Below are 12,369 nucleotides of genomic sequence, written 5' to 3' on the forward strand. Positions count from 1 at the left end.
ATCAGACTTCTTTAGGAACCGTTAGAAAGTGAAGGTAGGCCTTGTGGACGAATATCCGTCCAATTCGTTTCAACATAATCGAGACAATCGTCACGGGTAGTCGGCCCAAAAACGGGCTGCCAACCTTGTGGCGTCGTCTTAAAAATCGGCCATAAACTGTGCTGCTGCAGCGCGTTCACCAAAACAATAAATTTCAGTGACTCATTATCAAATGGATTACTTGTTTCATTACTCATTGGTTACTCCTTCGTTAATCTGATGATCCTTAAGCGCTAAACTGGCATTAAATGCACTAGCCCATTAACCAAACCTGAACGCCATGACAACCAATCATGGCCGCCGTACACTTTCTCGTAACGCACCAAGCCACTCTTTTGTTTAATGGCGTCATAAGTAACATCGTTGTAGGGATGCATGTCTTTTTCGCCCAAACCAACCGTCATAAATACGTTTAAATGAGCCGCACTGACACGATCATTTAAAATATGATCCGCCACACTATTACGGGGAATATTATTCAGTGGTAAATCATTGGTAGACTCAGTTGTGCTAGGCGTGCGCATTCGATTTTCTTCTGGCCACCAGAAAGAACCTGAAAGACTAATGATTTTTGAAAAGTACTCAGGGAAAGTAACGCCAGCAAACAGCGCCGCCAACCCGCCTAAGCTCTGGCCCGCCACTACATAACTAGAAATAGAACGGTTTGATTGAACAAGTTGGGCTTGCGCCATCGGCAATAAACGGTCAATCACGGCTTGCCAGAAAGGTCGATAGCAACTCAACTCCTTCCAACGCGTTTTTCCATCAATAGAAGGAATCATCAGGTAATGTGCCGGAGCTAATTGCTTTGTATCTGTCAAATGCTGAAGCACCGATAAAGCGCCACTCGCCGCACTCCACTTTTGCCCATCCAGCAAAATAACCAATGGCGCATCGCCTACAGCGGTAGAAAAAAGCCAGCAGTGTCGTTGATTACCAAGCTGTGTTTCTTGCCATTCAATCGTTTGAATGCGCTCCGCCGAGATTATATTTAGCTCTCCTTGCTCCCACTCTTTCCAACCCATTTCCAATGGAGCATGAGGAAGATGTAAAGGCGAACTCATACCCCAACCAGACACTAACATCGGTAATTTATTCAAATCATCGTGAATTTGATTTCCAGCAACGTCCATCCACCAAGCACGTTGAGCCTCTCTCGACCCATCGCCAGTTCGCTGAACGAGATCCGGTAACTGGTGCTTTTCAATCGGAATGAAGGAATAACTGCCTCGCCATTGAGAGTCGATTAATAACGTACCAAGCCAAACATCGGTTCCGCTTACCCTATCTAGGCAAACGGGTGTCCAGCTGTGGTGGTCGGTAAGTGAGTTCACATCCAGTAACACACTAGCGATTACGGAGTCTGCTTCTTTTCCCTGTGGGTCTTGCCAAATAAACAACACCAAACTCGTTTTATCGCTTTCTTTCTTAATGAGTGGCGCACCTTTGGAACGAATCTTATCCCACCACATATCACTACCTACTTGGCAGTGAGGCAAATCGTAATTTTTTAGCAAGACGTCCAACTCAGATTGATCGATCAACACTATTTTCCTTTTAAAAACGCACAAGAGATAAAAACTTAAATTATAGTATTGCTAATCATTCTCATTATCAATAACATTAGCAAGATCTTTACTCAATTGTCATAAATAAGGAAAAAAATGTCTCTCTCTAAAAATTCATCCGCGCGTTTTCCAAGTCGCTTATCTACTGTTGCCGTCGCTGTCATCAGTATTAATGCTGCTTTCATTTCAGCAAATACCTTTGCTGAAAATACAACAAGTTTGCCTACACTCATTGTTACTGGCGAAAAAGTAGATAAAGATATTAAAGATACCACCACGGCAGTGACAGTGATTGGTGAAGAAAGCTATGCGAGTGGTGAAGCGAAAGAAGTAAATGATATTGTTGTCCAAGCACCTAACGTAACTACAGCAGGGTTCGGAACGATTAACATCCGAGGCATTAATGGCGCTGGTGCAGCTGTTGGAAGTAACGCTTTTATGACAGGCGGAAGCCCTCGTATTACAACCAGTGTAGATGGTATTTCTGAAGCATGGGGTGGATACAACTTTACTCCTGCAGGTTTATGGGACACTCAAGCGGTTGAAGTGCTTCGTGGCCCACAATCCACATCTCAAGGTACAAGTGCCATTGGCGGCGCTGTGGTTATTAAAACAAATGACCCTAGCTTTATACCAGAGAGTGCAATTCGCTTGGGCTTAGAGCAATACAACAACGGTAACCTTAAATATAATCTTGCCGCCATGAATTCTGGCACTTTAGTTACAGATGAATTGGCTTATCGTCTAACTTTTGACGGCACCACAGGTGAAGGTTGGGTAGATTATGACGTGGCAGACAGTGATGCCGCCGACTCTCCTGATTTAGACGACTCAGAATCTATGAATTTTAGAAGTAAGTTACTTTGGGAACCTGCAAATATTGAAGGATTAACAGCTAAATTAAGTATTACACATCGAAAAAATACAGGCGAGTACCTTTCTTGGATTAATGGCGATAGCACAAATTACAGCTCTCAAACGTCTTCAATAGACTCAAGTAGTTCTGCAAATACCCGCCTTCAAGATTCAACGGTAGATAGCATTGCAGTCGATGTTGATTATCAAATCTCAGACAACCTTAAAAATCAACTGCAGGTCAGTTATAACAGTCAGGATGCTTCTTTTGATGAATACCCTGGAACTACGTTATTGAGAAAAACAGAAGATACAATTGCTGTAGAAAATAGAATAATAATTACTCCAAATAACTCCAATCTTGCTAGTTTAATCGGAGTCTATGCCTCTCAATCAGATACAACCTTAGATGTCGATTTTGGCTCTTCCGATTCCAATTACTTTATTGCTAACGGAACAAAAACCACATTAGCCGTATTTGGAGAAACGACCTACGATGCTACTGAGAAACTGTCTATTACCGCAGGTGGTCGTGTCGAAAACGAAAGTCAAGATAGAACTCTTGTAAAAGCCAGCACCTACACTCTAGATCAAAATGATTCAGAAACAATCCTTTTACCAAAACTAAGTGCGACCTATGACATAACCGAAAAAACGACATTAGGCGCTTCTGTTCGACAAGGCTATAACGCGGGCGGCGCTGCGCTAAACTGGAATACTAACGAGTACTACACATACAATAAGGAAGAAGTTACTGCCTTTGAACTTAGCAGCAAAACTCGTTTTAACCGTATGTCGGTGAATACAAGCCTTTTCTATAACGATTATTCTGACTATCAAGCCTACACAAGCAACACATTAGAAAATGTGGAGTCTGTCCAGACTTATGGCGCTGAATTAGAAATCACAGCCCTAGCTACAGACGATTTAGAACTACGTGGTTCCATCGGTACACTGCAAAACAAAATTAGTGCTACCAGTGATGACACTTCTGAGTGGGATGGTAATAAACTAACCTATGCCCCAGAGCTAAACCTTGGCTTAGGTTTCACACAGTATATTGGTGACAACTTATCCTTTGGAGCAGATGCAACGTATGTTAGTGAATATTATTCAGATTTAGATAATACAGAAGACTACAAGTCTGGAGACTACATTATCACTGATGCTCGTATTCAATATACAGTTGGAGACTTAACCATCGATGGGTATATTACCAACCTCACAAATGAAGACGTTGTTTATTTAATAAACAGAGGCACCAGAGCCTCTGTTGGCCAATCTCGCACCGTTGGCCTAAGCGCTACTTACCGCATGTAATATGTATTAAGCAATCAAACCAAAAAGGCGAATCATGATTGATTCGCCTTTTTTATACTTTTTGCACAGCCCCGAAATACACTGACGATCAAGATAAAACCATCACGGCAAAATAAAACCATCACGGCTAACAATATGCCCATGTCATTACATGTTCGTCTTGTATGGCATAACTGCCTCGTAATATAAAACCTGATGGTATTTTCTCACTTAGCTGACGCTTTACTTGAAATTCAAAAAAGTCGTTGCCATCTTTTGAAATCAACTCTACATCTAAAAAATCAAAAAATTCTCTAACCGCAGGATACAAAGCCTTATAAACACTTTCTTTGAGCGAAAATAAAAGTAAGACTAAGAATGATTTTTCCATCCCTTCCGCTATTAATATTTTAAATTCTCTCTCTAAGCCTATTAAATGGGCAATATCAAGTTTATCGGCATTAACAAGCCGCTCTAAATCAATGCCAATATATTGAATGTCTCCTTGCGCCTGCGGTAATAACACCGCGACAGCTTGGTTGTCTGTATGGGAAATGCTGCCTGTGTATTCGCCCGGCCATAATGGCGAGCCGTCTTCTGCCTTAAGAATATCTTTCGCTGGCTCATTCAAATACGCCTGCGCATGACGAACGGCAAGTCGCCCAGCTAAGAAGGTCTCTTGGCGTTTACTTCGCCACTTCTCATAATCCAAAGGCTTAGTGATAGTCATGTCATAATCAGTTCCAACTAAAGAACCCTCTATAAAGCAAAAATGACTAACATTTACATAACCGGATTCAGATAAACGTATTTGTGTTTGATAGAAGCGTTTCACTCTCTTTCATCCCTATAAAAAAGCTCGATATGATAATCATACCGAGCTAATTAATTTTTCTCAAAAAAAGGCTATGTCTTTAGTGAATATGTCATTAAGCGTTTAATGTAGCGCCGCCATCCGCCACCACATCTTGCATCGTAATGTGATTCGACATGGAAGACGCAAAAAACAGAACAGTTTGCGCAATATCACTGGGCTGAGCAATTTTACCAAGAGGAATGCCCAACTTATATTGCTCAGGAAAGCCTTTAATCGTATTTTTTTCTGCTTCGTCATTAGTCCACAACAAGCGCTGCATTGGTGTGTCGGTCGAACCAGGACATACCACATTACAACGCACTCCGTATGGGGCCAATTCCAGTCCTGCCGTATGACTTAATGCGGATAAAGCCGCTTTAGACGCACAATAAGCCGCCATATTCTGACGCGGTACTTTAGCGGCATTCGAACTAATGGTTACTATCGCCCCATGCTGCTGTTTTTTAAATCTAGACATGGTGTGTTTGATCATCAAAAAAGCACCACCCGCGTTCACATTAAAACAGTGTTTGAAGTCCTCAAAGCTGGTTTCCTCAACACTGCCTAAACGCAATATACCCGCGCCGTTTACTAGTACATCTAACACAGGATAATCGGCAAGCACTTCCTGTACGGCTTTATTCACAGCCGTCTCGTTACTGATATCTAACTCAACACAATCAAACGCGTAAGTGCATTCACTAAACGCTAAATCAAAGCCGATGACGGTCGCTCCCAATTCAGTAAACTGATTGGCAACTTCTAAGCCTATGCCTCTACCAGCACCCGTTACCCAAACCGTTTTACCTGAAAAATCGAGAGGGTTCATCATACTGTTTCGGCTCTTATAAGATCGGAAGATTGCCCCTGAGTAAGCTTAGTTTGGATCAAGTCCCACCATCCATTCAAAGTACTGGCATTGGCCAACTCTTGAAAAGACACATCAAGACCCTGATTTTTCCACTGACTCACAAGCGACATAATCTGAATGGAATCTAATCCATAGTCGATAAGCTCTTCATTTGCATCAAACTCTTCAATGTCTTCGTCATCAAGAAAAGCAAAGACCTGCGCTTTCAGTTGTTCGTATTGAAGACTAATACCTGAAACATCCGTCGCTATAAGTACGTCTCTGGTCGATATCACACGCCCCGTTCGCCCACCCGTAAAAGTGAGTGCCTGCCGATGCTCAGCTTCACTAAAGTCCGCCAACGCATCGCCAACCATAAAGGGTTGTATATCACGCATAAATGCATCAGTGGCTGTGATCATGCAACCGATATGAGCGTAAATACCGCCGATAATGAGCTGATCTCGACCCCACGACTGCATAAGTTCTTGCAAATTAGAGCGGTGAAAAGCACTGTAACGCCATTTAACTAAAACAGTATCGTCTTCATCTGGAGACAACTCATCGATGACTTTTTGTAGTTCAGGAAAATCGTTAAGACCACTGCCCCACATATCATTTAACAGTGCTCTATCTTCTGGTTTTTGATCTTTAGGTTGTGCCGTATAAACAACCGGTATGCCATTCGCTCGGCAGTAAGCCTTAATGGAAGCAAGATTTTGCTTCAACGCTTTAATCAAGTCAGATTCGGCATCATAAAAACGCAAAAAGTAAGCCTGCATATCATGAATCAAAAATACGGCACGCTTGGGCTCCAATACCCAGTTTACTTTTTGGTTTGGAAAAGTATCCGCGGTTGGCATGGGATAAGAAGAAATAGTGGGAATGCTCATCATCGTCCTTTATCGTTTTGAATCTTGTTGTAAGCGCTGGCGAATCACGTCACGCAACGCCACTTTGTTTGGTTTTCCGACTGGCGTTAGCGGTAAGGATTCGATAAATTCGAAGCGATCCGGCACCTTATAATCTGCCACGCCAAAGCTGCGTAAATACTTACGTAGTGTGACGCTCTTCATTCCATGAGAGGCCATTTTAGGGACAATAAAAGCACAACTTTTCTCCCCCATCATGGCATCCGGCATAGAGACAAGCGCACTGTGTATGATCAGCTCATGCTTCAGTAAAAGGTTTTCAATTTCTTCAGCAGCGATTTTTTCACCACCTCGATTAATTTGGTCTTTATCACGCCCCACCACCGTTAAATAACCTTTTTCATTTCGACAAACGAGGTCGCCAGAATGATAAAAACCTTCACTGTCAAAGACCTTGGCGTTATGTTCTGGTGCCTTGTAATAACCTCGAATCGTGTATGGCCCGCGAGTAATCAACTCCCCCGCTACATTGGCCGCTACTTCATTACCTTCCTCATCAATGATTTTCACTTCATCAAGAGAACACATGGGCCGACCTTGAGTTGCAACGATGGTGTCTATGTCATCATCCAGTCTGGTGTAATTCACCAGCCCTTCTGCCATACCCAAAATTTGTTGTAGCTGACAACCGAGTAATTCTGGTACTTGTCGCGCTAGGCTTTCACTCAGTTTTGCACCACCGACTTGCATTAACGTTAATGAGGTTATTGCCTTTTGTTGAGAAGGCGCGGCTTGCAGCCAAAGCGCAAGCGCGGGTGGCACCAAAGCGGCAACAGTGACTCGATGACGCTCAATCAATTCAAAGCAGGTATTGGCATCAGGACTGGGCGCCATTACCACGTGACCTCCCGTATGGAAAACACCAAAGGCACCAGGGGAGCTCATGGGAAAATTGTGGGCGCAAGGCAAAGCGCACAAATAGACTGTTGAGGGAGAAAAGTGACAAATTTCAGCACTTCGACGTACGCTAAAAAAGTAGTCGTTATGGGTTCTCGGAATCAGCTTTGGCGTTCCTGTACTTCCACCGGAGAGTTGGAAAAATGCGACTTCATCCGCTCGGCTTGGCTCAGCATGTAATGGCATATCAGTAGACCGTTCCAATACACTATCTAACGACTCAGCCCATTCAGATTTGCCGACAATCAATGCGTGTTGCAATACATCCGATGCCTGAAACAGTGTCTTAAAAAAAAGAGCATCGTGAAACAAAGCATGTCTGCTACTAGCAATTAAGATCCTAGGTTGAATTTGCTTAGCGTACGCACTGAGCTCGTTTTCGTTATGGCTAAATAAAGCATTAACCGGCGCAACCCCCAAGCGGATAAGAGCAAAAAACACCACATAAAATTCAGCAATATTAGGCAATTGAACTAATGCCGTGTCACCACTTTTTAAACCCAGTGTTTGCCAATAAATCGCTAATTTTTTCGACTGAGAACATACATCACGATAGGTTAATGACCTTTCACCACATACAATCGCAATATTGTCTTGTGGTGCATTATCAATCAGATCCGTCAAAGGCCGATCCGTCCAATAGCCTTTTTTTCGATAAGCTTGCGTAAAAGTTTCTGGCCATGGTGTATAAGCAATCGTCATAGAATACTTTCCTTAATGCCAAAGGCATTGATCATGGTTCGCATTTTTGCACTGGTTTCTAACCATTCGCTTTCTGGTGAAGAATCAGGCACGACGCCCGCGCCGGCAAACAATTTTACCTTGTTTCCTGAAACCTCGGCGCAACGTATGGCAATTGCCCACTCCCCATTACCTTGCGCATCGCACCACCCAACTAGACCACTAAAAAAACCTCTTTGGTGAGGCTCTAACGACTCAATGTGCTGTTTAGCGAGCTGGGTTGGGGTGCCACACATTGCAGGTGTTGGGTGCATGTTTTTGATTAAATCAAAAATCGACGTTGTATTATCAGTCAACAGCGTTGCTTCTATCTCGGTGGATAAATGCCACATGGTAGGCGTTGAAATAAGGCTTGGTTCTGGCTGTATATGTATGCTTTCCACAAGTGGCATCAGCGAAGATCGAATCGACTCGACCACTAATCGATGCTCATATTGGTCTTTCACTGACTTAACAAGCGCCTCTCCCGCTTGCCTGTCATTGTCTGGTTTCTGCAAACGCTTAGCCGATCCTGCGAGTGGGTTTGAGAACACTTTGTTCGCTTGCTTTCTAATTAGCAGCTCTGGACTGGCGCCAATCAGCACACTGTTTTCGAGTGGCACACTAAAATGATAGGCATTTGGGTTTTGTCCCATTATGTTGGCAAGTAGGCGAGGAATATCGACCATTTTATCTAGCGTGAGATCCAGTATTTTGGATAACACTACTTTCTTCAGATTCTCACCTTTAAACGCTGAAAGAGCCTGTTCGATCATCTCTAAAAAAGGCATTTGATTTGGCGTAAAACCCTGATCCACCACCTGATGAACAAAATCTTCATCCACAAATGGAGACAAGCCAGTATTAAACGGTGTCACTCGCTCCGACCACCTTGGGGCAACAAGTTGAGTCGGCTGATCCATATCGAAGGGAATAGCACCAACGATCATAGGATTAGCGATGCCTTTCGCTTTTTCCCGCTCAAACAGTGCTTGTACCTCTTGGTTAAAGCATGAAGAAAGGATCGGTGTCGAAAGCCGCTGGCTAACACCGTTGGCTCGGACTAAATTGAAATTTGAATTGAAAAGAAACAAATCATTTTGTGATTGGTCTAACGCCAGAGCGCCCGCATAGTCAGGAAACGTAACATCCATAACAACCCCTGTAATGATAACCATTATCGATTATTTAATCGCGCTAATGATAATCACTTGCAATAAATATGGCCAGCGGTTTTTTTGTAAATTATTCGTAATAGACACAAGAGCGTTTATCACCCTCACTGGATTTCCATTTTAGCAGAAGCAACACAAGTAACATTTCGGATTTAAGTAAGGTGGGAGCGCAAACGTTGTCAGTCAAAAACGCCTTAAACCGAGCGCTATCCTATTAGGAGATTGATGGTAAGAAGATCTTTTGTGGGAGCGAAAACTAGACTGACTCACAGACTAAATACGACGGCAGAGAACGTGCATAAATGTGAGCCAGACAACTAAGAAAGCAATAATTAAATCGACCTAACTACTGTTTTCTAGCGCTTTCTTAATAATCTCAAAGCGTTTGCCGTTACTAAGGCCGTGGCACCAGAATCGGCTAATACTGCCAACCACAACCCGGTTAACCCCAATAACGTCGTGACTAAAAACACCGCCTTTAACCCCAATGCGATGGTGATATTTTGACGAATATTGGCATTGGTAGCGCGAGATAGCCGAATCATATCCGCCAAACCTTGCAAACGATTATGAGTTAAAGCGGCATCGGCGGTTTCTAATGCGACATCCGTTCCACTTCCCATGGCAATACCAATGCTAGCTGCTTTCATTGCTGGCGCATCGTTTATGCCGTCACCCACCATTGCGGTGGCTTGTTGTTGGTTTAACGCCATGATCGCCGCGACTTTGTCTTCGGGTAATAAATTAGCACGAAAGTCTATTTTCAATTCAGCGGCAATCGCGGCCGCAGATCGAGTGTTATCACCTGTTAACATCACCCCGTTAATACCTAAGGAGCGTAAATCTGCCAATGCCACTTTAGCATCCTCTCGTAGCGTATCTTGCAGAGCAATCAAACCACGTAATCGCCCTTCCTCCAGAACAACGACAACGGTTTTACCTTCTTGCTCTAGAGTCATTATTTGCTGACGAATAACGTCCTCAAGAACAAGGTCTAATTTGCTTGGTGCACTTATTTTGATTTTTTTACCCAAAAAAATCCCTTCCACACCAACGCCGGCCAAAGTTTTTCGATTATCGGCGTGAACCAATGAAATACCTTGCTGCTCGGCGTGATAAACAATGCCTTTGGCCAACGGGTGATGTGACCCCATTTCAATAGAAGCCGCTGCTGCCAGCAAATCCTTGTCTGTGCCGTTAACACTCAACACATCCGTCACCGTAGGCTTGCCTTGTGTAAGCGTACCCGTTTTATCAAAGGCTATCGTTTTCACTCGGCCAAGTTGTTCTAAAGCCAATCCACCTTTAATCAAAGCACCTTGACGAGTCGCTGCTGCCAAACCAGATGTAATCGCCGCCGGCGTTGAAATAACAAGCGCGCAAGGACAGCCGATCAATAACAAAGTCAAACCTCGATAAATCCATGTTTCCCAAGGTTGAGCAAACGCCAAAGGCGGAATCAGAATCACCAAAACAGACATCAGCATAATCACGGGGGTGTAGATTCGACTAAATTTGTCTAAGAAACGTTCAAGCGGTGCTCGGCGTTCTTCGGCTTCTTCGATCAAATGCAGAATCCGATCAATGGCATTTTTACCGGGCTGCGAAACGACTTTGAGCTGCACGACACGATCCACCAGTAAACTGCCTGCGGGGACTTTTTCGTCACGTAGCCGTTCAATAGGAACCGATTCACCCGTCAATGCACTTTCATCAAAGTTGGCAGCCTCAGATAGTAACTGCGCATCTGCAGGCAAACGCTCACCTGGCGACACTTCAATTTCATCCCCAGAGCATAAATCAGATATAGCGACTTTATGGCGCACACCATCTTTAATGATTAAAGCATCTTCTGGCAATAACGCCATCAAAGCACTTACACCTTGGCGTGCACGATTGGCCGCAAACGACTCCAAACATTCACCGATCATAAAGAGCAACAGCACCATGGCAGCTTCAGCAGTAGCCCCTATGAATAGCGCGCCTATTGCGGCAACACTCATCAGGGTCTCAATGGAAAAAGGCGAGCCACCTCGCATCATCCTCCATGCTTTACTCATAATGGGTACTAAGCCAACCAAAGTGGTCGCAATAAAAGCCGTTTGCCCAAACACTGGGTTTACTTGCCCGATTCCCCAACTCAACAACATCAGCACCGCCAGAGCGACAATCGGACCATACTCACACAATTGCTGAACAGAGATAAAAGCCGTGCTTTTTGGTGACGGTTTAGCATTAGAAGGTACTAAGCTGAAACCAATTTTTTTCACTGCGTTATCAATATCGTCGAAAATATCAGAGTCCGCTTCCACCATCAGTTTTTCAGTAGAAAAAACCACATTAGCGCTGACAACGCCGTCCAGAGAAGAAACCGCACGCTCTATCGAACGTGCGCAACTGGCACAATCCATACCTTTCACACGCCAACTGAATGACTGTTTAGCAGTCGATGAACTTAAACTGTCGTCCTCGTCGTCGGAAGAACCGCATTGGTTTTCTTGCTGACCGCTGTCGTCATTCGAACAACTCGTTGAAGCATCACCTTGTGTTGAGCAACAAGGTGCTTTCGTATTCGATTGACGATGATTAGCATGAGATTTATCAGTGCCGGAACAATGACACGAAGAATGGGACTGGCAATCAGCATTATGCTGATGAGGCGTCTGTTTATGAGATGTATTCTTGTGGGAAGTATGGTCATGCATAAGTCTCTCCTGCCTTAAACTTGTAACGAATTAATTACTGATAGAAAATTCATAACAAGAGTGTAGACCTTGGAGTACAGTCCAAGGTCAAGCAGAAGAAACACATTAATAGCATTTAACGCTATTTGCCTTTCAGCGTTACGCCTTCTACTTCCAGTACGGTTTTTGCTTCGGTACGTTCCATGATTTTCACCAAAGCAGATTGAATAATTTCGTCTTCACGCACATCATTTTGACCAGAAAAACGTTGTTCTTGTGGCTCAGCGCCCTCTTCCAAAACAAAGGTGACAACGACTTCTGTGGCTATTTCTGTTGTTTCACCAAAATAAGAAAAGGATACTTGCGGATAACCTTTAAAGCCCATTTTAACTTTCTTTGCGATACGTTTTTTAGATTTATCTATGTTCATGCTGCCTGCCTAAAGGAAATAATATCGGACGTGTTATGTAAAATAACAAAATATTATTGGATTA

Annotated in this window: 10 protein-coding genes; 1 reads left to right on the forward strand and 9 read right to left on the reverse strand. The window is 43.6% G+C overall.

All coding sequences use genetic code 11. The features are described from left to right. Nucleotides 1-11 precede the first annotated feature (11 nt). Together MP3633_RS11995 and fes are read right to left on the reverse strand one after the other, a co-directional pair. A complete protein-coding gene (locus tag MP3633_RS11995) occupies nucleotides 12-236 on the reverse strand; it encodes an MbtH family protein (protein ID WP_176335715.1) in 225 nt (74 codons plus the stop codon). Between the two features lie 36 nt (nucleotides 237-272). Continuing rightward, nucleotides 273-1,583, reverse strand: coding sequence for an enterochelin esterase (fes, locus tag MP3633_RS12000; protein WP_176335716.1), 1,311 nt, complete (start codon nucleotides 1,581-1,583; stop codon nucleotides 273-275). 120 nt (nucleotides 1,584-1,703) lie between these two features. Between fes and MP3633_RS12005 the strand changes: the two genes are divergently transcribed. Continuing rightward, the gene (locus tag MP3633_RS12005; RefSeq protein ID WP_176335717.1) at nucleotides 1,704-3,782 is read left to right on the forward strand and encodes a TonB-dependent receptor; all 2,079 of its coding nucleotides are present in this window, start codon (nucleotides 1,704-1,706) and stop codon (nucleotides 3,780-3,782) included. A gap of 127 nt (nucleotides 3,783-3,909) precedes the next feature. On the opposite strand, the gene MP3633_RS12010 is transcribed toward MP3633_RS12005, so the two are convergent. The 7 genes from MP3633_RS12010 to MP3633_RS12040 all read right to left on the reverse strand — a co-directional run bounded on the left by MP3633_RS12010 (nucleotide 3,910) and on the right by MP3633_RS12040 (nucleotide 12,305). Then, nucleotides 3,910-4,596, reverse strand: a complete 687-nt coding sequence (locus MP3633_RS12010; RefSeq protein ID WP_176335718.1) for a 4'-phosphopantetheinyl transferase family protein — start codon at nucleotides 4,594-4,596, stop codon at nucleotides 3,910-3,912. Nucleotides 4,597-4,690: 94 nt separating this feature from the next. Continuing rightward, on the reverse strand, nucleotides 4,691-5,449 hold the full coding sequence (gene dhbA, locus MP3633_RS12015; protein WP_280526377.1) for a 2,3-dihydro-2,3-dihydroxybenzoate dehydrogenase: 759 nt from the start codon (nucleotides 5,447-5,449) through the stop codon (nucleotides 4,691-4,693). Beyond that, nucleotides 5,446-6,363 (reverse strand): isochorismatase, encoded by a 918-nt coding sequence (locus MP3633_RS12020; protein WP_280526378.1) that lies wholly within the window; start codon nucleotides 6,361-6,363, stop codon nucleotides 5,446-5,448. Before MP3633_RS12020 ends, dhbA begins: the two co-directional genes overlap by 4 nt. 6 nt (nucleotides 6,364-6,369) lie before the next feature. Further along, the gene (locus MP3633_RS12025) at nucleotides 6,370-7,998 is read right to left on the reverse strand and encodes a (2,3-dihydroxybenzoyl)adenylate synthase (RefSeq protein ID WP_176335719.1); all 1,629 of its coding nucleotides are present in this window, start codon (nucleotides 7,996-7,998) and stop codon (nucleotides 6,370-6,372) included. Beyond that, nucleotides 7,995-9,170: an isochorismate synthase gene (locus MP3633_RS12030; protein ID WP_176335720.1), complete on the reverse strand. Its 1,176-nt coding sequence runs from the start codon at nucleotides 9,168-9,170 to the stop codon at nucleotides 7,995-7,997. Before MP3633_RS12030 ends, MP3633_RS12025 begins: the two co-directional genes overlap by 4 nt. A gap of 377 nt (nucleotides 9,171-9,547) precedes the next feature. Then, nucleotides 9,548-11,896 (reverse strand): zinc/cadmium/mercury/lead-transporting ATPase, encoded by a 2,349-nt coding sequence (locus MP3633_RS12035; RefSeq protein ID WP_176335721.1) that lies wholly within the window; start codon nucleotides 11,894-11,896, stop codon nucleotides 9,548-9,550. 121 nt (nucleotides 11,897-12,017) lie between these two features. After that, nucleotides 12,018-12,305, reverse strand: coding sequence for a hypothetical protein (locus MP3633_RS12040; protein ID WP_176335722.1), 288 nt, complete (start codon nucleotides 12,303-12,305; stop codon nucleotides 12,018-12,020). Nucleotides 12,306-12,369 lie beyond the last annotated feature (64 nt).

The organism is Marinomonas primoryensis, from assembly GCF_013372285.1.
Taxonomy (GTDB): Bacteria; Pseudomonadota; Gammaproteobacteria; order Pseudomonadales; family Marinomonadaceae; genus Marinomonas; species Marinomonas primoryensis.